Genomic DNA, 19488 nt, shown 5'->3' with positions numbered 1-19488 from the left:
GCAGCCCGGCCAGATACCTATTACCCGAACAGGAATAACCATGCGTAAAGATACCCGCTTCAAATTCAATGCCTACCTGTCCCGCGTTGCGGAGTTGAACGGCGTTTCCGCCGATGACGTGGCGAAGAAATTCACCGTCGAGCCGTCGGTCACGCAAACCCTGATGACCACGCTGCAGATGTCATCCGCGTTTCTGAACAAAATCAACATCGTGCCGGTCGACGAGCTGAAAGGCGAAAAGGTCGGGGTGGGCGTTAACGGTACGATTGCCAGCACTGCCGACACTGCCGGTGATGATGAACGTAAGACCGCTGATTTCACGGCGCTGGAATCCAATAAATACGAGTGCGCGCAGATTAACTTTGACTTCCATATCCGCTACAAACAGCTCGACCTGTGGGCGCGATTCCAGGACTTCCAGACCCGCATTCGTGACGCGATTATCAAGCGCCAGTCGCTCGATTTCATCATGGCCGGATTCAACGGCATCGAGCGCGCGGCGACGTCCGACCGCAAAAAGAATCCGATGCTGCAAGACGTGGCGACCGGCTGGCTGCAGAAGTACCGCAATGAAGCGCCAGCGCGCGTGATGTCCAAAATCACCGACGAGGAAGGGGCGGTGATTTCTGAAGTGATCCGCGTGGGTAAAAACGGCGACTATGCGAACCTCGACGCGCTGGTCATGGATGCCACCGGCAATCTGATTGACGAGATTTATCAGGACGACCCGGAGCTGGTTGTCATCACCGGGCGTAAGCTGATGGCGGATAAATATTTCCCTATCGTTAATCAGGAGCAGGCAAACACCGAGTCGCTGGCCGCTGACATCATCATCAGCCAGAAGCGAATCGGCAACCTGCCAGCCGTGCGCGTGCCGTATTTCCCGGCTAATGCCCTGATGGTGACGCGCCTCGACAACCTGTCGATTTACTTCATGGATGACGCACACCGCCGCGCCATCATCGAAGAACCGAAAAAAGACCGCGTCGAAAACTACGAGTCAATGAATATCGACTATGTGGTCGAGGCTTACGCCGCCGGGTGTCTGATTGAAAATATCACGCTCGGTGACTTCACCGCACCTGCAGCACCGGAAAGCGGAGAGTAAGCCATGACGAGTCCCGCAGCGCGTCACATGATGCGGGTCTCGGCCTCTGAAACTGCGCAGCGGGCTGCAGTCCCGCTGCGTAATGCAACTGCCTATGAGCAGATGCTCGTTAAGCTGGCCGCAGACAACCGCACGCTGAAACAAATCAGTTCAAAAGAGCGTAAAGCCGCGAAAAAACGCGAGCTGCTGCCGTTCTATCTGCCGTGGGTGGCTGGCGTCCTCGACAGTGGTAAAGGGGCGCAGGATGACATCGTCATGACGGTCATGCTGTGGCGTCTCGATGCTGACGATATCGCCGGGGCGCTGGAGATAGCCCGTTACGCCATGACCTACGGCCTCACCATGCCGGTCGGTCGCCGTCCGACGCCGTGCCTGCTGGCCGAAGAGGTCACGCTCGCCGCGCAGCGCCTGCTCGCTGCAAAACAGCCGGTCGAACTGGCAAACCTGCTCGACACCATTGCGCTGACGGAGCGCGCGGATATGCCCGATATCGTGCGTGCGAAGCTGCACAAAATCACCGGCTACGTGCTGCGTGAGGCGAAGCAATTACCCGAGGCGCTGGCGCACCTGCAGCGTGCGATCCAGTTAGAAAGCACTATCGGGGTGAAAAAGGATATCGAGCAGTTAGTGCGCCAGCTCAGGCCAAAACCTGAACCCGCCCCGAAAACCCAAAAGACTAAACCGCGCACGCGCAAACCTGCCGCTAAACCGGCGGCACGGCACGGGCGTCCACCAAAGGCGGTAAAAGCCGCAGGTTAACCGAGCGCTCCCCGAGCCGGGCGGCACGCCGTTCAATGCGGGTATTCCTTACCCTGACTGCGAACGGCGTCCACCGCCCACCTATTACCCGAGGTTGTCATGACGACGCTGATTATTGAGCCAAAAAAAGAGCCGCAGGATGTGCCGGGCGTGGTGATACCGCCACCGGGCGTGAGTGAGCCGGTAATCAAAAACACCCCATTTTTTCCTGACGTGGATCCGAAGCGCGTGCGGGAGGAAATGCGGTTAGAACAGACCGTTTCCCCCGTGCGCCTGCGCCGGGCGATTAAGACCGCCATCGCGGAAACGAACGCGGAGCTGAGCGAATGGCGCGAGCGTCAGCTCGAAGCCGGTCACGCCACGCTGGCGGATGTCCCGACCGACCAGCTCGACGGCGAGAGCGTGCGCGTTTTCCACTATTTCAACGCCGTGTGTGCCATGGCGACGGCAACGCTTTACGAGCGCTTTCGCGGCGTGGATGCGACCGCCAAAGGTGACAAAAAGGCCTACAGCATCGACAGCACTATCGATGAGATGTGGCGGGATATGCGCTGGTCAGTGGCGCGTATCCAGGACAAAGCGCGCTGTATTGTGGGGCAAATCTGATGAAAGCGTATGCGCTGCAGGGCGACACCCTCGACGCGATTTGCGCCCGTTATTACGGGCGAACTGAGGGCGTAGTCGAAACCGTGCTGGAGGCTAACCCCGGCCTGTCTGAGCTCGGCGTCATTCTGCCGCACGGCACGGCAATTGAGCTGCCCGAGACCGACAGCGCGGCCAGAACCGAAACGGTGAATCTATGGGACTGAGCATGGAAAAAATCACCACGTTTATCGCCTACTGGCTGGCCGTTGCGCTGGCGTATCTCGGGGCAATTTCACCCGAAAAGATGGCGCTTTACGTGGGCGGCGGATGCGCCATTTTTACCGCGCTGACGAACTACTGGTTTAAGCGCAAAACCTATCTCTATCTGACGTCACTCGGACTCGATAAGGGGGCTATTCGTGAAATTAATCGTTAAACGTTGCAGTGTGGCCGCAGTGCTGGCGCTGGCGGCGCTGATGCCTGACTTTCGACTGCTTAACACCTCGCCCGAGGGGCTGGCGCTGATTGCTGACCTCGAAGGTTGTCGCCTGACGCCTTACCAGTGCAGCGCGGGAGTGTGGACGTCAGGCATCGGCCACACTGCAGGCGTCGTCCCGAAAGGGGACATCACCGAGCGTCAGGCTGCGGCGAACCTTGTCGCAGATGTGATGAACGTCGAGAAACGTCTCGCGGTCTGCGCGCCGGTAGAAATGCCGCAGCACGTTTACGACGCGCTGGTCAGCTTCTCATTCAACGTGGGAACCGGCGCGGCCTGCCGCTCAACGCTGGTTTCGTACATCAAGCGTCATCAATGGTGGCAGGCGTGCGACCAGCTCACCCGCTGGGTTTATGTGAATGGCAAAGTCAGCACCGGGCTGGAAAATCGCCGCGCGCGCGAGCGTGCCTACTGCATCAGGGGGATTCAATGAAAGTGATGTTGTTTTTACTGGCCGCGCTGATGGCGATTGTGCTCTGGCAGCGTCATGAAAACGGCAACCTGATCCGCTCCTTTGAACGGGCAAACAAGGTCGCAGGTGAACAGAACAACGTGATCGGAATGCTGAAAAATCAGCTTTCCGTTTCGCAGGGAATTGCCAGGAAAAACGAAACCGCGCAGGTCACTTTACGCGGTGAGTTAATCGCCGCCGGTGCAATGGCCGTGAGACGGGAAGAAACCACCACGAGGCTGATAAATGAGAATGAAACGTTACGCCGCTGGTATAGCGACAAGCTGCCTGATGTTGTGCGCAGGCTGCACACCCGCGCCGGTTGCGCCTCCGCCGGTCATTGTTTACAGCGCCTGCCCGAAGGTGAGCTATTGCCCGATGCCGGAAAGCGATCCGGTCACTAATGGCGACCTGAGTGCAGATATCCGCAGGCTTGAGCACGCGCTCGCCGCCTGCGCGCTACAGGTTGAAACCATCAAAGACTGTCAGGATAAACTCGATGAAGAAAGCAATCAGCCTGCGCAAGGCGTTAACTGACGCCGTACCGCAGCTTAAAACCAATCCCGAGATGATGCGCATTTTTGCCGACGAGGGGAATATCGATGCGCGGCTCGCGGCTTCCCTGTCCCACGAGAAAATTTATACCCTGAATGTGATCGTGTGTGACTTTGTGGGCGACCCTGATTTGATTTTCGTGCCGGTGGCCGCATGGCTCAGGGAGAACCAGCCGGATATCTGCACGCTCGATGACGACCGCAAAAAGGGCTACCGTTTCCAGATGGATTTGAACGACGGGGACAGCGTCGATATCAGTATCAGCCTGCACCTCACCGAGCGCACCATCATTAAAGAGGAAAACGGCGCGCTGCACGTGAGCTATGCCCCTGAGCCGCCGCTGCCGGAGCCCGTTACCCGGCCAAAAGAGCTCTATATTAACGGCGAACTGGTGAGCAAATGGGATGAATGAATTTAAGCCCTTTGACGACAGGCTCAATGGTCTGATCGCTGCCCTGTCACCTGAAGCGCGTCGGAAGCTGGCCGGTGAAATAGCAAAGGAGCTGCGCAAGTCGCAACAGCAACGCATCAAGCTGCAGAAAGCCCCGGACGGCTCGCCGTATCAGGCGCGAAAGCGTCAGCCGCTCAGGGCTAAGACCGGGCGGATTAAGCGGGCTATGTTCCAGAAACTCCGCACGAGCCGGTACATGAAAGCCACTGGCAGTGAAAGCAGTGCAGTGGTGGAGTTTACCGGCAAAGTGCAGCGAATTGCGCGTGTCCATCAGTACGGTCTCAAAGACCGGCCAAGCCCTCGCGCTCAGGTTATGCGCTACTCGGAGCGACAGCTATTAGGATTTTGTAGGGAGGATTTACGTTCAATTGAGTACTCCATTTTAAAAAAAATTGGATGAGGACTACTATAAAAAATAAAATATTTTATATAATGTTTTATGCCGTGATTGCCATATTTGTTTTTGATTTTAAGTTGATTCATAGGTAGTGGCATGGTATATAAAAAGCTGAGAGAGGCAGGCATTTCCTCTTACCTCAGGTAAGGGCGGCTCTGATAAAGAACAGCGTTAGCTGTTGAGTTTGACTCATGATCCTACGGGATGTTCAAAGTATCCAAACCTTCCTGCCTCTCTCTTCATTTAAATGGAGTTATCTCATGTTAGATAAAGTTTGGTTTACTTATAAAGCAAGAATTCATGCATACCATCGCTTGGAATGGATGGATTCGCATTCACAGTTTATTCTCGTTTGGTATGCAGTGCTAGGTGCGGCACTGGCGGTTGTTGTTATACGTTTCCCTACTTTGTTAGGAAGTAATACAGATATATTTAGTGCCATTTTATCCATTGCTTTGCTTGGTGTGTCATTATCCGTTGCAAACAGAAATTTTCGCGGCCGTGCAATTAATATGCGTAGTAATTATTTGGCATTACAAAATCTTTATAATCTAATCTATACCAGAGGAAAGGTAGAAGATGAAGATATAGTTAAATATGATGAGTTACTTAACGAGGTAGATAATCATAGCGATATGGATGATAAGGTTTTTCGAGTGAAGAACTTTAGAAGTTTAAGCACTCGCAAGCCTGACTGGAAAGAGTTTGCACATGTATACATTGTTTGCATAGTTAAATATATGATATTATTTTTAGTGTATCTTGCCCCTCTATTAATTGGATGGAGTCTTTATGAGCAGTGCGGCTCGGGCCTTTAAGAAATGTTTTAGTGAAAAATACCTAAGATCTTTATATTTTGATAAAATTAAAGAGACTGGTGCTATCGGTATCGATAGGGTTAGACCAAGTTCCTTTGAAAAGGAATGCGCTAAAGAAGTAGCTCTAATATCCAAAAAGGTTTTTAATTGCAGTTATAAATTTACTGCCTATAAGGAAAAGTTGATTTCTAAAGGTGCTCATTCTTTCCCTAGACAAATATCAATCCCTACTGTACGGGATCGTATAACATTACGAGCTCTATGCGATGCTTTAGTTAAAGTATATCCTGATGCAAAACTATCGCTACCTCAGGTAGTAATTGAGTCACTAGATAGTGCTGTGAAATCTGGTAAATATTACGAGTTTGCTAAGATTGATCTTAAAAACTTTTACCCATCAATACCACATGGTTTAATAATAGCGTCAATTAAGCAGAAAATTAGAAAGCCAGAATTTCGTCAGCTAATTAATAAGGCTATTTCTACCCCTACAGTTAATGAGTCAAGAGGCAGTAAAGGAAGCCTGGCGTGTTCAATAGGGGTTCCTCAAGGTTTATCGATCTCAAATATTTTAGCGGAAATCGCATTGCAAAAGATAGATGCTGAGATCGAAGGTATCAAAGATATATGGTATAAACGATACGTAGATGATATTTTAGTGCTTAGCCCTATCGGGCGAGCATCTGATGTAGCCAATTTAATTATCAATAAATTGACAAAAGTTGGTCTCTCACCTCATCCGCTCGGAGAAGAAGGATCTAAATCTGTAGTAGGCATGCTAAGTGATCCTTTCAATTTCTTGGGATATGAGATTAGCGATCAGGGTATCAGTATCAAAAGGGATAGCATATTAAGATTTGAATCATCTCTGGCAAAGATATTTACTGCCTATAGACATGCTCTCGTTAGGGCTGAAAGTAAGAAAGAAAAAGAAAAAGCGTTAGCATATTGCCAGTGGAAGCTTAATCTACGCATTACTGGATGTATTTTTAATGGCAAGAGAATGGGGTGGGTTGCTTATTTCTCTCAGATTTCTACTACAGCTCAGCTTAGGGTCGTAAATCATACTATTGCTAACCTGGTGAAACGTTTTGAACTAAATTCAGAAATTAAACCAAAATCATTGATTAAAACATACTATGAATGGCGACGAGGAGAAAAAAGCTCACATAAATACATCCCAAATTTTGATGAGTTATCTATCGAACAGCAAAGAGAGATTGTTTCATTATGGATAGGAAAGGAAAAAGCAAAAGGATTGAGTGCAGCGTCAATAGAAAGAATGTTTAAGTATAAAATAAACACATCTGTTAAAGAGCTTGAACAAGATATTTCAGGTTTCTCATGAGATGGACTGGTGCTGTTCTTCAACATCTATGAAATGACATTTATTATCAATAGGGTTGTGAGCAGTGCCTAATTTTATTTTTATATATCATCAGTTTCAGATGGATAAAGTTCTTTTCTCATTACTTTTAACTTATCATCAGTTAAGCCATACTGCAATTCAAGTCTTTTCGAGATCGGCTGGAGAAGGTTCTCGGCTAAGTTAAATAATTCTATAATCTCTTCAAGCTCGCCTATCATTTGATTTCGACCGCTTTTGTTTAAAAACTCAATAGCGCGATCTACAAAATAACCATGCGCTAACCAGTTTCTTTTGGTCAAAGCTTTTGATAGTGTGCTTTCAATCACTTCATTTAGTACCCCTAATTCCTTTAATGCGCCAAAAAGATGTCCCATGGTTTTTTTTGATAAGGTTTTATCGAAATTATCAAAATCCAACTCCCACTTTTCTATTGACGAAAATTTTGTTGCGTTTTCTTTAAAAAACACTAAAAAAATAAGCAGTTGTATTATTGATTGTTCCACACATTGTGCACGGAACATGGCTAATCCAAAATAAGCGTACACTTCCTTATAATGCTCTGCTTTATTCATTGCTACCTGCTGAATATATAATTGGTTAAAGTCCATCGTAACAATTAGGTGTTCTCAAATGACCTTCACATATTACATTATGTCGCAAATAATTTAAGTCAGATAGACATTTGCCAAAATTTGTAGTGAAAAATTCAGTTGTTGTTACATCCACCACAAAACCTACCTCGATTGTCGCAGACCTTGCCCGGCGGCATCCTTTACCCATGAATAATTTAAATTCTCTGCAGGAAATCGCACGCGCGATCCGCAACCTTATCCGCACCGGCATTGTGACAGACGTCGACCACGACGAGGGGCTTTGTCGTGTCCAGACCGGCGGCATGGAAACCACCTGGCTTAACTGGTTGACCTGCCGCGCCGGTCGCTCGCGCGTATGGTGGGCTCCATCCGTTGGCGAGCAGGTGCTTTTGCTGGCGATCGGCGGCGAACTCGATACTGCGTTTGTGCTGCCCGGCATTTTATCGGATGACCATCCCGCGCCGTCTGCCTCCCCTGATGCGCTTCATGTTTCCTTTCCTGACGGGGCGGTTATCGAGTATGAGCCCGAAAACGGCGCGCTCACCGTGTCAGGCATCAAAACCGCAGACGTCACCGCGTCTGAGTCCATTACGGCCACCGTGCCGGTGGTGCTGGTGAAAGCGTCGAGCCACATCACGCTCGATACGCCGGAGGTGGTGTGCACCAACAAGCTGACAACCGGCACGCTCGAAGTGAAGAACGGCGGGAAGATGAGCGGGGACATCGAGCACACCGGCGGGACACTGAAATCAAACGGCGTGCAGGTGGATAACCACGCGCACGGCAACGTACAGAGCGGCGGAAGCTGGACTAAGGGGACGCAATGACGGTGCGTTATCTGGGAATGAACAGCCAGACCGGCCTCAGTATCTCTGAGGTAGAGCATATCCGGCAAAGCGTGCGCGACATTCTGGTCACGCCGGTTGGCTCGCGCGTCATGCGCCGTGAATACGGCTCGCTTCTGTCGCAAATGATTGACCAGCCGCAGACCCCGGCGCTGCGCCTGCAGATTATGGCCGCGTGCTATTCCGCGATCCAGAAGTGGGAGCCCCGCGTCAGCCTCACGACCATCACCTTTGAACGGTCGGAGACCGACGGCGGCCTGTATGTCGATATCACCGGCACGCGCTCCACCGGCGGCCAGTCTTTTTCTCTCACCATTCCACTGAGTTAAACGCTATGGCAATTGTTGACCTTAACCAGCTCGCCGCGCCTGACGTCGTGGAAGAACTGGACTATGAAACCATCCTGAGCGAGCGAAAAGCGACGCTCGTCTCGCTCTACCCGGAAGACCAGCAGGACGCGATCGCGCGCACGCTGTCGCTTGAGTCTGAGCCGCTGGTCAAGCTGCTGGAGGAAAACGCCTACCGGGAAGTCATCTGGCGACAGCGCGTCAACGAGTCCGCGCGCGCGGTCATGCTGGCCTATGCCGCCGGTGCTGACCTCGACCAGATAGGCGGAAATTACAACGTCGAGCGCCTTGTCATCACCCCTGCAGACGACACGACGTTACCGCCGACGCCAGCCGTGATGGAGTCGGATACCGACTACCGGCTGCGCATTCAACAGGCCTTTGAGGGGCTGAGTACCGCAGGCTCTACCGGCGCATATCAGTTTCATGGCCGCAGCGCTGACGGGCGGGTCGCCGATATTTCGGTTATCAGTCCCGCGCCTGCGTGTGTCACGGTGACGGTGCTGTCCCGCGAAAATAACGGCGTGGCGTCTGACGAGCTGCTCGCTATCGTGCGCAACGCGCTCAACGATGAGGACGTCAGGCCGGTTGCAGACCGTGTGACCGTGCAGTCGGCGAACATAGTCGACTATAAAATCACCGCGTCGCTTTACCTTTACCCCGGTCCCGAAAGTGAGCCGGTGCTCAGTGCTGCGAAAGCAAAGCTGCAGGCGTATATCACCGCGCAGCACCGGCTCGGGCGCGATATCCGCAAATCGGCTATTTATGCCGCGCTCCACGTCGAAGGCGTTCAGCGTGTCGAGCTGGCCGAACCGGTGGCCGACATCGTGCTCGATGACACGCAGGCGTCATGGTGCAGCGAGTACAGCGTGACGATCGGGGGCAATGATGAATGATACCCGCCTGCTGCCGGTGGGCTCGTCACCGCTTGAGGTGGCGGCGGCGCGCGCCTGCGCTGAGATTGAAAATACCCCCGTTCCGCTGCGTCGCCTCTGGAGTCCTGACGACTGCCCGGCAAATCTGCTGCCGTGGCTGGCGTGGGCGTTTTCCGTTGACCGCTGGGACGAGAACTGGCCGGAGGCCACAAAACGGGAAGTGATCCGCGCGGCGTGGTTTATCCACGCGCACAAGGGGACGATTGGCGCGGTGCGTCGTGTGGTGGAGCCGCTCGGCTACCTGATTAACGTGTCCGAGTGGTGGGAAACCAACGACCCGCCCGGCACGTTTCGCCTCGATATCGGTGTGTTAGAGACCGGCATCACAGAGGAAATGTATTACGAGATGGAGCGGCTCATCGCGGATGCCAAACCAGCCAGCCGCCACCTTATCGGCCTGACTATCATTCAGGACATTCCCGGCAACCTCTACACCGGAGCCCTGACCTATGACGGCGACATCATCACGGTTTATCCCGGATAAGTGAGAGAACAATGACAGTGAAATACAAAACGGTCATCACCAAAGCCGGTGCAGTTAAGCTGGCCGCAGCGACCGTCCCTAACGGTAAAAAAGTGAATTTTACGGCGATGGCCATCGGCGACGGTGGCGGCACGCTGCCGGTGCCTGACCCGAACCAGACAAAGCTCGTCAAAGAGGTCTGGCGTCACGCGCTGAACAAAATCAGCCAGGACAATAAAAACAAAAATTATGTCGTGGCGGAGCTACTTATCCCGCCGGAGACCGGCGGTTTCTGGATGCGTGAAATGGGGCTTTATGATGATACCGGCACGCTGATTGCGGTCGGTAACATGGCCGAAAGCTACAAGCCAGCGCTGGCAGAGGGGTCAGGCCGTGCGCAGACCGTGCGTATGGTCATCATGGTAAGCGACATCGAATCAGTCGAGCTGACCATCGACACCTCAATGGTAATGGCAACGCAGGACTACGTTGACGACAAGCTCGCGGAGCATGAGCAGTCCCGCCGGCACCCTGACGCCACGCTCACAGCAAAGGGTTTCACGCAGTTAAGCAGTGCGACCGACAGCACGTCTGAGAGCGTCGCAGCAACGCCGAAAGCGGTAAAGGCGGCGTATGACCTTGCTAAGGGGAAATATACGGCTCAGGACGCCACCACGACGCAAAAGGGTATCGTCCAGCTCAGTAGCGCGGTAGACAGCGCGTCTGAGAGCGTCGCAGCGACGCCAAAAGCGGTTAAAGCGGCTAACGATAATGCAAATAGCCGTTTACCGCTTGCGGGCGGCTGGCTGACAGGTGGGTTTGGAATTAAAACCTCTATTGGCAGCGTGTCGTTTGGGGTGGGTAACTCTGATGTGTATATCGCTAACGGTGCGTCGAATAAGTTTCTGCAACTGAAGCATACGGGCGAGCTGAAGTATGACGACAAGGCTATCTACCATGAGGGGTATAAGCCCACAGCTGACGATGTCGGCGCGTTACCAGTTAAGGGTACAGCGGAAGCCGCAAATAAACTCGCCACCGCGCGAAAAATTGCAGGTGTGGATTTTGACGGCACCAAAGATATCAGCCTGAAAACCTCGAATCTGGATGATGCGGGCACGGCGGCTAAAAAAGATGCGACCACCTCCCGCACAGATACCACCGACGGGCGAGTCTTACAGGTCGGTGACTTTGGTGTGGGTGCGGTGGCAGGTGTCAGTCTGACTGATGCTAATAATATCAATTTTAATGGTTTTTTCAGAATGAGCGCCGAGGGTGTTCATGGCCCGGTTGCGAATAAGGCCTCTGAGCTGATTCATTGCCAGTACGACCAGAATACTGGTCGACAGATTGGCTGGCGTGCAGGTAGCCCGGAAGAGCCCCTGCGCCACCGGACAAAAATTAACGGCCAGTGGCAGGGCTGGATTAAGCTTTACGATTCAAATAACCCGCCCACGGCTGATGAAGTCGATGCCGTTTCAGCGTCAAAGGGGGGCACTTTCCTGAAAGAGGTCGCTTTCTCTGAAGGCGTGAAAATCAGGAACGCAACGGGGATTTATCAGGGCGAGGATAGCGCAGGTTTTTCCAGTAATAACCTGATGCTGAAATCATGGAACGGTATCGGATTCTATTGCACCCTCACCGGCAGTGAGGGCGTCACGGTCTTTGTCGATACCCGTGGCGGGCATGTGGAGGCGAGAGGCCAGATTAAGCCGGGTAGCTATGAGAATTTCGATAACCGTTTTTATACCAAGTCGCTGGCTAACAGCACTTTCCAGAAGGTCAATACCGCATCGAGAGGGTCGCGCGGATGGTTTAAAGATTCCAACACGGGAATGATATTTCAGTGGGGGATTGAGAGCGTTAGCGGGGCAACCACGCGAACATTAAGTTTCCCGGTTTCGTTTCCGACTGGTTGCGCATCGCTGACGGTATCAAACAACATCGAGCGAACGGCTGGCGAAAACTCAATGACGGGATTTATTAAATCGGCATCACAATATTCCCTGTCAAATACTGCCGCAACAGATCGCCAGTTATGCTGGTTTGCAATTGGTTATTAGGAAGATAAAAGATGAATTATTATTTTTCGAAAACAACGCTGGGTTTTTATTGCGACGAGGTGAATAAATCCACTCCTGCTGATGCCGTGGAAATCAGTGAAGAATCATACTTTTCGCTGCGTGAGGGGCAATCCACGGGCAAAGTGATTGCTGCTGACGAGGCCGGAAACCCCATTTTAGTCGACCCGCCGGAGCCCACGCCTGATGCGCTCATTGCACTGGCTGAAGAAACCCGGACTGCACTGATGGCTGAGGCTAACGCCAGAATCACGCCGCTGCAGGATGCATACGAGCTCGGGATTGACACCGGGGAAGAGGCTGAATTGCTCACCCGCTGGAAGCGTTACCGCGTGATGTTAAACCGACTCGATATCAGCGCGGCGCCATCAATAGAATGGCCTGAAAAACCAGTCTGACCTGAGCCCTCCACCCGGAGGGCTTTTGTTTGTTGTTTCATTCCCCCACCAACGGCATTGCATCGCACCCGTGCAGCACACAACAGAAAATAGTCGCACCCCTTAACCACGGAGTTAAACAGATGGGCGACTATCATCACGGCGTCGAGGTCATTGAGATTAACGATGGCACGCGCACCATTTCCACCGTCTCGACGGCCATCATCGGCATGGTCTGCACGGCCAGCGATGCTGACGAAAAGACGTTTCCACTTAACGAGCCGGTGCTGATTACCAGTGTGCAAACAGCTATCGGTAAAGCCGGTAAAAAAGGCACGCTGTCAAAATCCCTGCAGGCCATCGCCGACCAGTGCAAGCCGGTCATTGTGGTGGTGCGCGTTCCCGAAGGTATCGACGACCCGGAAGACCCGGAAGCGGCGCAGAAAGAAACCATTTCCAACATCATCGGCACGACCGACGAAAACGGCAAATACACCGGGCTGAAAGCGCTGTTAACGGCGAAAACCGTCACCGGCGTTAAGCCGCGCATTCTCGGCGTGCCGGGACTGGATACGCAGGAAGTGGCGACCGCGCTTGCGTCGACCTGTCAGAGCCTGCGCGCGTTCGGCTACGTGAGCGCGTGGGGTTGCAAGACCATTTCCGAGGCGATCGCCTATCGGGAAAACTTCAGCCAGCGCGAGCTGATGGTCATTCACCCTGATTTTCTGGCATGGGACACCACGGCGAACGAAACCGATATTGCATGGGCGACCGCCCGCGCGCTCGGCCTGCGCGCCAAAATCGACCAGGAAACCGGCTGGCACAAAACGCTCTCTAACGTCGGCGTGAATGGCGTCACCGGCGTCAGCGCCTCGGTGTCATGGGATTTGCAGGAGCAGGCTACCGACGCCAACCTGCTGAATCAGGCCGGGGTGACAACGCTCATCCGTAACGACGGTTTTAAATTCTGGGGCAACCGCACCTGCTCAGATGACCCGTTATTCGTGTTTGAAAATTACACCCGCACGGCGCAGGTGCTGGCCGACACGATGGCTGAGGCGCACGCGTGGGCGATGGATAAGCCCGTTTCCGCAACGCTCATCCGCGACATCGTCGCCGGTATCAATGCCAAATTCCGCGAGCTGAAAAATAACGGCTATATCGTTGACGGCTCCTGCTGGTACGACCCGGAGTCAAACACCGTGGAAACCCTGAAAGCCGGGAAGCTGTATATCGATTACGACTACACCCCCGTCCCGCCGCTGGAAAACCTGACCCTGCGCCAGCGCATCACCGATACCTATCTGGCAGACCTGTCAGACTCGGTCAACAGCTAAGGAGCTCAGAGCATGGCGTTACCACGCAAACTGAAATACCTGAACATGTTTAACGACGGTCTCAGCTACATGGGCGTCGTTGAATCCGTCACCTTGCCAAAGCTGACCCGAAAACTTGAGAAATATCGCGGCGGCGGGATGCCGGGCTCGGTGTCGATTGACCTCGGCCTCGACGATGACGCGCTGTCACTTGAGTGGACGCTGGGCGGCCTGCCTGACGTTGAGCTGTGGGCGCAGTACGCGTCACCGGGGGCGGATAGCGTGCCGCTGCGCTTCACCGGCTCATTCCAGCGCGATGACACCGGCGCTATTTCTGCCGTTGAGGTGGTCATGCGTGGCCGTCATAAGGAGTACGACGGCGGCGAAAACAAACAGGGCGAAAGCGGCACGACCAAAATCGCGACCGAGTGCTCGTACTACCAGCTCACGATTGACGGCAAAGAGGTCATTGAGATTGACGTCGTCAACATGGTGATGAAAGTCGACGGCGTCGACCGTCTCGCTGAGCACCGCCGGGCGATTGGCCTGTAACCCCTTAACCGGTCAGCCAGGCTGGCCGGTCACTTACTCACGTTCAAAGAGAGCAACATCATGGAAAACATTAACGAAACTGCCACCACCGAAACCGAAAACTTAAACATTGTGATCCTCGATAATCCCGTCATGCGCGGTGAGCAGAAAATCGAACAGGTGACCGTCACTAAACCCAACGCGGGAACCCTGCGCGGCGTGAGTCTGGCGTCGCTGGCAAACTCGGACGTCGATGCGCTGATTAAGGTGCTGCCGCGTATGACGTACCCGGCGCTGACCGAGCATGAGGTCATGCGTCTGGAAGCGTCAGACCTGATTTTGTTCGCCGGTAAGGTGGTCGGTTTTTTGTCGCCATCTTCGGCTCGCTGACCTTCCCGGATAACCTTTCGGTCGATGACCTGATGGCGGATATCGCGGTGATATTTCACTGGCCGCCATCAGAGCTGAATTCCCTAAGCGTGACCGAGCTCATCACATGGCGCGAAAAAGCGCTGCAGCGAAGCGGACACCACCATGAGCAATAACGTCAGGATTGAGGTACTGCTGAACGCAGTCGACCGGGCAAGCCGACCGCTTAAAGCTATCCAGAATGCCAGCAAGACCCTTGCTGGCGATATCCGCACTTCTCAGAACAGCCTGCGCGATCTGAATGCGCAGGCGTCCCGGATTGACGGATTCAGGAAAGCGAGCGCACAGCTTGCCGTGACCGGCCAGTCGCTTAACAAGGCGAAACAGGAAGCCGCCGCGCTGGCCGTCCAGTTTAAGAACACGGAAAACCCCACTAAAGCGCAGGCGCGGGCGATGGAGGCGGCAAAGAAATCCGCCGCTGACCTGCAGCTCAAATACAACAGCCTCAGGCAGTCGGTGCAGCGCCAGCGCACGGCGCTCGCGCAGGCTGGCATAACCACCAGAACTCTGTCGGCGGATGAGCGCCGCCTGAAAACCAGCATCAGTGAGACGACCGCGCAGCTCAACCGGCAGCGCGGGGCACTGGCGCGGGTCAGTCAACAGCAGGCGCGACTGAGTCGCATTAAAGAGCGTTATCAGGCCGGTAAATCCCTTGCCGGAGGCGCTGCAGCGGCAGGCGCGGCGGGCGTCGGTATCGCCACGGCGGGAACGATGGCCGGAGTAAAATTACTCACGCCCGGTTATAACTTTGCACAGAAAAACTCTGAGCTGCAGGCCGTGCTCGGGGTCGAAAAACAGTCGCCCGAAATGGAGGCGCTGCGCAAACAGGCGCGCCAGCTCGGGGACAATACCGCTGCGTCTGCAGACGATGCGGCGAGCGCGCAGATTATCATTGCGAAAAGCGGCGATGATGCCGCAGCGATTCAGGCGGCGACGCCGGTCACGCTGAATATGGCGCTGTCTAACCGTCGCTCGATGGAAGAAAACGCCGCGCTGCTGACAGGGATGAAATCCGCGTTTCAGATGTCAAACGACCAGATCGCACACATCGGCGACGTGCTGTCGATGACGATGAACAAAACGGCCGCTGACTTTGACGGGCTGAGCGACGCGCTGACGTATGCTGCGCCGGTGGCAAAAAATGCCGGGGTCAGTATCGAGCAGACCGCCGCAATGGTCGGCGCACTCCATGACGCCAAAATCACCGGCTCGATGGCGGGGACCGGCAGCCGTGCCGTCCTGAGTCGCCTGCAGGCTCCGACCGGCAAGGCATACGAGGCCATCAAAGAGCTCGGCGTTAAAACGTCTGACAGCAAGGGCAACACGCGCCCGATATTTGCCATTCTGAAAGAAATGCAGCGCAGTTTTGAGAAAAACAATCTCGGAACAAGCCAGCGCGGCGAATACATGAAAACCATCTTTGGTGAGGAAGCCAGCTCGGCGGCGGCGGTACTGATGACCGCGGCCTCAAGCGGTAAGCTCGACCAGCTCACGGCGGCGTTTAAAGCCTCGGACGGCAAAACCGCTGAGCTGGTCAAAATCATGCAGGACAACCTCGGCGGCGACTTTAAAGAATTTCAGTCAGCTTATGAGGCCGTTGGTACTGACCTGTTTGACCAGCAGGAGGGCTCACTGCGTGAGCTCACTAAAACCGCCACGAAATATGTGTTAAAGCTCGACGGCTGGATCACCAATAACAAAACACTTGCGTCAACCATCGGCATCATAGCAGGCGGCGCACTGGCAATTATTGGCATCCTCGGGGCAATTGGTCTGGTCGCCTGGCCGGTCATTACCGGCATTAATATTTTGATTGCCGGTGCATCACTGCTAGGGACTGTTTTCTCTGCGGTGGGCGGTGCCATCATGACCGTGCTCGGGGCGCTTACCTGGCCGATTGTGGCTATTGGCGTTGCCATCGTCGCCGGTGCGCTGCTTATTCGCAAATACTGGGAACCAATAAGCGCATTTTTCTCAGGCGTAATGGAGGGGATAAAGCAGGCTTTTGCCCCTGTAGTGGAGTTATTCGAACCGTTAAAGCCGGTTTTTGAATGGCTGGGTGAAAAACTTAAAGCTGCGTGGCAGTGGTTTAAAGACCTGATCGCACCGGTTAAGTCGACGCAGGAGACGCTCGACAGCTGCAAAAATGCGGGTGTGATGTTCGGTAAGATGCTGGCCGACGCGCTGATGTTACCGCTCAAAAGCTTTAATACATTGCGTACCGGCGTTAACTGGCTGCTGGAAAAGCTCGGGGTTATCAATAAAGAATCGACCGACCTTGACCATAAGGCAGCAAAAGCCAATGCCGCCACCGGCTCGCAAAATGAATCTTATATTCCGACAACCTCAACATATGGCGGTTATCAGGCATATCAGCCGGTAACGGCGCCGACTGGTATGACTTACGTCGACCAGAGCAAGCCAGAATATAACATCAACCTGAATGGTGGCATCGCGCCGGGCAGCGACCTCGACCGTCAGCTGCGTGAGGCTGTCGATAAACTTGACCGTGAAAACCGTGCGCGTCAGCGCTCAAGTATGCGTCATGACTCAAGGGGATAAAGCATGTTAATGGTTTTAGGTTTGTTTGTGTTTGAGCGCCGCACGCTGCCCTATCAGTCCATGCAATATTCGAAGGATTACCGCTGGGCGTCAAACGACCGTATCGGCAAGCCACCGGCTTACCAGTATCTCGGGGAAGGTGAAACCACGCGCACGCTGTCGGGCGTGCTTTATCCCGAAATTACCGGCGGGCGTCTTTCACTGACCGCCATCGAGCTGATGGCAGACGAGGGGCGCGCGTGGCCGCTGATTGACGGAACGGGCATGATCCACGGCATGTATGTCATCGACAAAGTGACGCACACGCACACCGAGCTATTCAGCGACGGCGCGGCGAGAAAAATCGAGTTTAGCCTTTCTCTTAAGAGGGTCGATAAGTCGCTGGCGGCCATTTATGGCGACCTGAAAACGCAGGCCGACAATCTGGTCACGTCTGCCGGTGACTGGCTGGGAGGGCTGGCGGGATGATTACGGGTATGAATATTCAGGCCGGGGCGAAGATAGCCCCGGCGTTTATGCTCAAGCTGGATAACGACGATATCACCCAGGATTTTAGTGACCGTCTTATCAGTCTGACCATGACCGACAATCGCGGATTCGAGGCCGACCAGCTCGATATCGAGCTCGATGACACCGACGGCCAGATAGCAATGCCACCGCGCGGCGCAACGTTGACGCTGTGGTTAGGCTGGCAGGATTCCGCGCTGATAAAAAAAGGGACGTTCACGGTCGACGAAATCGAGCACAGGGGCGCGCCTGATACGCTGACCATCCGGGGGCGAAGCGCTGATTTTCGCGGGTCGCTGAACTCGCGCCGGGAACAGTCATGGCATGACACCACGCTCGGGCAAATTGTCGAGACGATTGCGGCACGCAATAAGCTGACGGCCAGCGTGGCCGACACGCTGAAAGCCGTCACAGTGCCTCACATTGACCAGTCGCAGGAATCCGACGCGGTGTTTCTGTCCCGCCTGGCAGACCGGAACGGGGCGGCGGTTTCGGTAAAAGCAGGGAAACTGTTATTCCTGAAAGCGGGGAGCGGTAAGACTGCCAGCGGGAAGCCCATTCCGCAGATGACGCTTGAGCGCGGGGACGGCGATCGTCATCAGTTTGCCATTGCTGACCGGGAAGCCTACACCGGCGTGTCGGCAAAATGGCTGCACACCAAAGACCCGAAGCCGCAAAAGCAAAAGGTGAAGCTCAAGCGTAAGCCCAAAGAGAAGCACCTCCGCGCGCTGCAGCACCCGAAAGCGACAAAAGCCCCGGCAAAGACTAAAGCCAAAAAAGAGCAGGAGGCGCGCGAGGGTGAGTACATGGCCGGTGAGGCTGATAACGTGCTGGAGCTGACGACCATCTACGCGACTAAGGCGCAGGCCATACGCGCCGCTCAGGCGAAGTGGGACAAGCTGCAGCGCGGCGTTGCGGAGTTTTCAATCTCGCTGGCGATTGGCCGGGCAGATTTATTTCCTGAAACGCCAATCGCGGTGAAAGGGTTTAAGCGCGTTATAGACGAGCAGGCGTGGATAATCAGCCGGGTGGTGCATAACCTCAACGGGAGCGGCTACACGACGGGCTTAGACCTTGAGGTTAAGGTTTCGGACGTGGAGTACGAAAGCGAAGAATTAACGCAGTGACTTGTTTTTAAGTGTTTGTTATATAATGATAAAATGAGTAAAATTAACGCATCGAAAAATAAATGAGGTGCTCGCCATGTTTCACTGTCCAAAATGCCATTTCGCCGCTCACGCCCGCACAAGTCGCTATTTTACTGAGACGACGAAAGAGCGGTATCATCAGTGCACAAACATCAATTGCAGCGCGACATTTGTGACCACCGAGACGGTCGAGCGTTTTATCGTATCGCCGGGGGTAGTAGTACCAGCTACACCGCACCCAACATCATCCGGACAGCAACAAATTCACTGGCAGTGACTAATTTAAGCCCTTAAATAGGGCTTAATTTTTTCTATGAAGTTGCCGATAACTAGTAAATCTATATTAGAAAGTTTGTGTTCAACAT

27 protein-coding genes are annotated in these 19488 nt (G+C 53.8%); 26 read left to right on the top strand and 1 reads right to left on the bottom strand.

Annotated features, from left to right (window positions below; all coding sequences use genetic code 11):
- The first annotated feature begins 40 nt into the window (after positions 1 to 40).
- The 12 genes from ACMGGM_RS03390 to ACMGGM_RS03335 all read left to right on the top strand — a co-directional run bounded on the left by ACMGGM_RS03390 (position 41) and on the right by ACMGGM_RS03335 (position 6968).
- Positions 41 to 1108 carry a phage major capsid protein, P2 family gene (locus ACMGGM_RS03390; protein WP_253161878.1) on the top strand — a complete coding sequence of 356 codons (1068 nt, stop codon included), beginning with the start codon at positions 41 to 43 and terminating at the stop codon, positions 1106 to 1108.
- A gap of 3 nt (positions 1109 to 1111) precedes the next feature.
- On the top strand, positions 1112 to 1867 hold the full coding sequence (locus tag ACMGGM_RS03385) for a terminase endonuclease subunit (protein WP_414149112.1): 756 nt from the start codon (positions 1112 to 1114) through the stop codon (positions 1865 to 1867).
- 99 nt (positions 1868 to 1966) lie between these two features.
- Entirely contained in the window at positions 1967 to 2473 is a 507-nt protein-coding gene (locus ACMGGM_RS03380; protein ID WP_414149111.1) for a head completion/stabilization protein, read from the top strand.
- Positions 2473 to 2676 (top strand): tail protein X, encoded by a 204-nt coding sequence (locus ACMGGM_RS03375; protein WP_006175797.1) that lies wholly within the window; start codon positions 2473 to 2475, stop codon positions 2674 to 2676. Before ACMGGM_RS03380 ends, ACMGGM_RS03375 begins: the two co-directional genes overlap by 1 nt.
- Positions 2667 to 2888, top strand: coding sequence for a hypothetical protein (locus ACMGGM_RS03370; RefSeq protein ID WP_014170137.1), 222 nt, complete (start codon positions 2667 to 2669; stop codon positions 2886 to 2888). Before ACMGGM_RS03375 ends, ACMGGM_RS03370 begins: the two co-directional genes overlap by 10 nt.
- Positions 2872 to 3381 carry a lysozyme gene (locus tag ACMGGM_RS03365; RefSeq protein ID WP_414149110.1) on the top strand — a complete coding sequence of 170 codons (510 nt, stop codon included), beginning with the start codon at positions 2872 to 2874 and terminating at the stop codon, positions 3379 to 3381. Before ACMGGM_RS03370 ends, ACMGGM_RS03365 begins: the two co-directional genes overlap by 17 nt.
- On the top strand, positions 3378 to 3803 hold the full coding sequence (gene lysB, locus ACMGGM_RS03360) for an Rz-like lysis system protein LysB (RefSeq protein ID WP_414149109.1): 426 nt from the start codon (positions 3378 to 3380) through the stop codon (positions 3801 to 3803). The genes ACMGGM_RS03365 and lysB overlap by 4 nt, the downstream gene beginning before the upstream one ends.
- Complete coding sequence (lysC, locus tag ACMGGM_RS03355; RefSeq protein ID WP_231501499.1) at positions 3691 to 3936, top strand: Rz1-like lysis system protein LysC; 246 nt, start codon at positions 3691 to 3693, stop codon at positions 3934 to 3936. Before lysB ends, lysC begins: the two co-directional genes overlap by 113 nt.
- Positions 3899 to 4366 (top strand): phage tail protein, encoded by a 468-nt coding sequence (locus ACMGGM_RS03350; protein ID WP_414149108.1) that lies wholly within the window; start codon positions 3899 to 3901, stop codon positions 4364 to 4366. Before lysC ends, ACMGGM_RS03350 begins: the two co-directional genes overlap by 38 nt.
- The gene (locus ACMGGM_RS03345) at positions 4359 to 4805 is read left to right on the top strand and encodes a phage virion morphogenesis protein (RefSeq protein ID WP_414149107.1); all 447 of its coding nucleotides are present in this window, start codon (positions 4359 to 4361) and stop codon (positions 4803 to 4805) included. Before ACMGGM_RS03350 ends, ACMGGM_RS03345 begins: the two co-directional genes overlap by 8 nt.
- A 257-nt stretch (positions 4806 to 5062) precedes the next feature.
- Positions 5063 to 5620 carry an SLATT domain-containing protein gene (locus ACMGGM_RS03340; protein WP_414149106.1) on the top strand — a complete coding sequence of 186 codons (558 nt, stop codon included), beginning with the start codon at positions 5063 to 5065 and terminating at the stop codon, positions 5618 to 5620.
- Positions 5595 to 6968, top strand: coding sequence for a reverse transcriptase domain-containing protein (locus ACMGGM_RS03335; protein WP_414149105.1), 1374 nt, complete (start codon positions 5595 to 5597; stop codon positions 6966 to 6968). Before ACMGGM_RS03340 ends, ACMGGM_RS03335 begins: the two co-directional genes overlap by 26 nt.
- Before the next feature lie 80 nt (positions 6969 to 7048).
- Here ACMGGM_RS03335 and ACMGGM_RS03330 read toward each other — a convergent pair whose 3' ends face one another.
- Positions 7049 to 7561, bottom strand: a complete 513-nt coding sequence (locus ACMGGM_RS03330) for a hypothetical protein (RefSeq protein ID WP_414149104.1) — start codon at positions 7559 to 7561, stop codon at positions 7049 to 7051.
- A gap of 206 nt (positions 7562 to 7767) precedes the next feature.
- Here ACMGGM_RS03330 and ACMGGM_RS03325 point away from each other — a divergent pair, with 206 nt between their 5' ends.
- From ACMGGM_RS03325 to ACMGGM_RS03260, 14 genes are all read left to right on the top strand, one after another.
- On the top strand, positions 7768 to 8409 hold the full coding sequence (locus tag ACMGGM_RS03325; RefSeq protein WP_414149103.1) for a phage baseplate assembly protein V: 642 nt from the start codon (positions 7768 to 7770) through the stop codon (positions 8407 to 8409).
- The gene (locus ACMGGM_RS03320; protein WP_414149102.1) at positions 8406 to 8756 is read left to right on the top strand and encodes a GPW/gp25 family protein; all 351 of its coding nucleotides are present in this window, start codon (positions 8406 to 8408) and stop codon (positions 8754 to 8756) included. Before ACMGGM_RS03325 ends, ACMGGM_RS03320 begins: the two co-directional genes overlap by 4 nt.
- 5 nt (positions 8757 to 8761) lie before the next feature.
- Entirely contained in the window at positions 8762 to 9670 is a 909-nt protein-coding gene (locus ACMGGM_RS03315) for a baseplate assembly protein (protein ID WP_414149101.1), read from the top strand.
- Positions 9663 to 10193 (top strand): phage tail protein I, encoded by a 531-nt coding sequence (locus tag ACMGGM_RS03310; RefSeq protein WP_414149100.1) that lies wholly within the window; start codon positions 9663 to 9665, stop codon positions 10191 to 10193. The genes ACMGGM_RS03315 and ACMGGM_RS03310 overlap by 8 nt, the downstream gene beginning before the upstream one ends.
- 11 nt (positions 10194 to 10204) lie before the next feature.
- Positions 10205 to 12235, top strand: a complete 2031-nt coding sequence (locus ACMGGM_RS03305) for a phage tail protein (RefSeq protein WP_038421049.1) — start codon at positions 10205 to 10207, stop codon at positions 12233 to 12235.
- 11 nt (positions 12236 to 12246) lie between these two features.
- A complete protein-coding gene (locus ACMGGM_RS03300; protein WP_032665574.1) occupies positions 12247 to 12651 on the top strand; it encodes a tail fiber assembly protein in 405 nt (134 codons plus the stop codon).
- 122 nt (positions 12652 to 12773) lie between these two features.
- On the top strand, positions 12774 to 13967 hold the full coding sequence (locus ACMGGM_RS03295; RefSeq protein WP_414149099.1) for a phage tail sheath protein: 1194 nt from the start codon (positions 12774 to 12776) through the stop codon (positions 13965 to 13967).
- 12 nt (positions 13968 to 13979) lie between these two features.
- Positions 13980 to 14498, top strand: a complete 519-nt coding sequence (locus tag ACMGGM_RS03290; RefSeq protein WP_023333115.1) for a phage major tail tube protein — start codon at positions 13980 to 13982, stop codon at positions 14496 to 14498.
- 60 nt (positions 14499 to 14558) lie between these two features.
- Positions 14559 to 14867 (top strand): phage tail assembly protein, encoded by a 309-nt coding sequence (locus tag ACMGGM_RS03285; protein ID WP_414149098.1) that lies wholly within the window; start codon positions 14559 to 14561, stop codon positions 14865 to 14867.
- On the top strand, positions 14864 to 15022 hold the full coding sequence (locus ACMGGM_RS03280; RefSeq protein ID WP_240326290.1) for a GpE family phage tail protein: 159 nt from the start codon (positions 14864 to 14866) through the stop codon (positions 15020 to 15022). Before ACMGGM_RS03285 ends, ACMGGM_RS03280 begins: the two co-directional genes overlap by 4 nt.
- Entirely contained in the window at positions 15012 to 17468 is a 2457-nt protein-coding gene (locus tag ACMGGM_RS03275) for a phage tail tape measure protein (RefSeq protein ID WP_414149097.1), read from the top strand. The genes ACMGGM_RS03280 and ACMGGM_RS03275 overlap by 11 nt, the downstream gene beginning before the upstream one ends.
- A gap of 3 nt (positions 17469 to 17471) precedes the next feature.
- Positions 17472 to 17936: a phage tail protein gene (locus ACMGGM_RS03270; protein WP_023333118.1), complete on the top strand. Its 465-nt coding sequence runs from the start codon at positions 17472 to 17474 to the stop codon at positions 17934 to 17936.
- Positions 17933 to 19102 (top strand): phage late control D family protein, encoded by a 1170-nt coding sequence (locus ACMGGM_RS03265; RefSeq protein ID WP_414149096.1) that lies wholly within the window; start codon positions 17933 to 17935, stop codon positions 19100 to 19102. Before ACMGGM_RS03270 ends, ACMGGM_RS03265 begins: the two co-directional genes overlap by 4 nt.
- Positions 19103 to 19178: 76 nt before the next feature.
- Positions 19179 to 19400 (top strand): DNA-binding transcriptional regulator, encoded by a 222-nt coding sequence (locus ACMGGM_RS03260; protein WP_414149095.1) that lies wholly within the window; start codon positions 19179 to 19181, stop codon positions 19398 to 19400.
- Positions 19401 to 19488 lie beyond the last annotated feature (88 nt).

Source organism: Enterobacter sp. BNK-14, assembly GCF_047456095.1.
Classification (GTDB): domain Bacteria; phylum Pseudomonadota; class Gammaproteobacteria; order Enterobacterales; family Enterobacteriaceae; genus Enterobacter; species Enterobacter kobei.
This window is presented reverse-complemented; position numbering and strand designations above follow the sequence as displayed.

Coding starts and splice junctions, on each gene's coding strand:
- lysB (WP_414149109.1), top strand. CDS start 3,378: ATGAAAGTGATGTTGTTTTTACTGGCCGCGCTGATGGCGATTGTGCTC.
- ACMGGM_RS03375 (WP_006175797.1), top strand. CDS start 2,473: ATGAAAGCGTATGCGCTGCAGGGCGACACCCTCGACGCGATTTGCGCC.
- ACMGGM_RS03275 (WP_414149097.1), top strand. CDS start 15,012: ATGAGCAATAACGTCAGGATTGAGGTACTGCTGAACGCAGTCGACCGG.
- ACMGGM_RS03340 (WP_414149106.1), top strand. CDS start 5,063: ATGTTAGATAAAGTTTGGTTTACTTATAAAGCAAGAATTCATGCATAC.
- ACMGGM_RS03270 (WP_023333118.1), top strand. CDS start 17,472: ATGTTAATGGTTTTAGGTTTGTTTGTGTTTGAGCGCCGCACGCTGCCC.
- ACMGGM_RS03370 (WP_014170137.1), top strand. CDS start 2,667: ATGGGACTGAGCATGGAAAAAATCACCACGTTTATCGCCTACTGGCTG.
- ACMGGM_RS03265 (WP_414149096.1), top strand. CDS start 17,933: ATGATTACGGGTATGAATATTCAGGCCGGGGCGAAGATAGCCCCGGCG.
- ACMGGM_RS03380 (WP_414149111.1), top strand. CDS start 1,967: ATGACGACGCTGATTATTGAGCCAAAAAAAGAGCCGCAGGATGTGCCG.
- ACMGGM_RS03330 (WP_414149104.1), bottom strand. CDS start 7,561: ATGAATAAAGCAGAGCATTATAAGGAAGTGTACGCTTATTTTGGATTA.
- ACMGGM_RS03315 (WP_414149101.1), top strand. CDS start 8,762: ATGGCAATTGTTGACCTTAACCAGCTCGCCGCGCCTGACGTCGTGGAA.
- ACMGGM_RS03385 (WP_414149112.1), top strand. CDS start 1,112: ATGACGAGTCCCGCAGCGCGTCACATGATGCGGGTCTCGGCCTCTGAA.
- lysC (WP_231501499.1), top strand. CDS start 3,691: ATGTTGTGCGCAGGCTGCACACCCGCGCCGGTTGCGCCTCCGCCGGTC.
- ACMGGM_RS03390 (WP_253161878.1), top strand. CDS start 41: ATGCGTAAAGATACCCGCTTCAAATTCAATGCCTACCTGTCCCGCGTT.
- ACMGGM_RS03335 (WP_414149105.1), top strand. CDS start 5,595: ATGAGCAGTGCGGCTCGGGCCTTTAAGAAATGTTTTAGTGAAAAATAC.
- ACMGGM_RS03295 (WP_414149099.1), top strand. CDS start 12,774: ATGGGCGACTATCATCACGGCGTCGAGGTCATTGAGATTAACGATGGC.
- ACMGGM_RS03345 (WP_414149107.1), top strand. CDS start 4,359: ATGAATGAATTTAAGCCCTTTGACGACAGGCTCAATGGTCTGATCGCT.
- ACMGGM_RS03320 (WP_414149102.1), top strand. CDS start 8,406: ATGACGGTGCGTTATCTGGGAATGAACAGCCAGACCGGCCTCAGTATC.
- ACMGGM_RS03300 (WP_032665574.1), top strand. CDS start 12,247: ATGAATTATTATTTTTCGAAAACAACGCTGGGTTTTTATTGCGACGAG.
- ACMGGM_RS03290 (WP_023333115.1), top strand. CDS start 13,980: ATGGCGTTACCACGCAAACTGAAATACCTGAACATGTTTAACGACGGT.
- ACMGGM_RS03325 (WP_414149103.1), top strand. CDS start 7,768: ATGAATAATTTAAATTCTCTGCAGGAAATCGCACGCGCGATCCGCAAC.
- ACMGGM_RS03350 (WP_414149108.1), top strand. CDS start 3,899: ATGAAGAAAGCAATCAGCCTGCGCAAGGCGTTAACTGACGCCGTACCG.
- ACMGGM_RS03310 (WP_414149100.1), top strand. CDS start 9,663: ATGAATGATACCCGCCTGCTGCCGGTGGGCTCGTCACCGCTTGAGGTG.
- ACMGGM_RS03260 (WP_414149095.1), top strand. CDS start 19,179: ATGTTTCACTGTCCAAAATGCCATTTCGCCGCTCACGCCCGCACAAGT.
- ACMGGM_RS03305 (WP_038421049.1), top strand. CDS start 10,205: ATGACAGTGAAATACAAAACGGTCATCACCAAAGCCGGTGCAGTTAAG.
- ACMGGM_RS03285 (WP_414149098.1), top strand. CDS start 14,559: ATGGAAAACATTAACGAAACTGCCACCACCGAAACCGAAAACTTAAAC.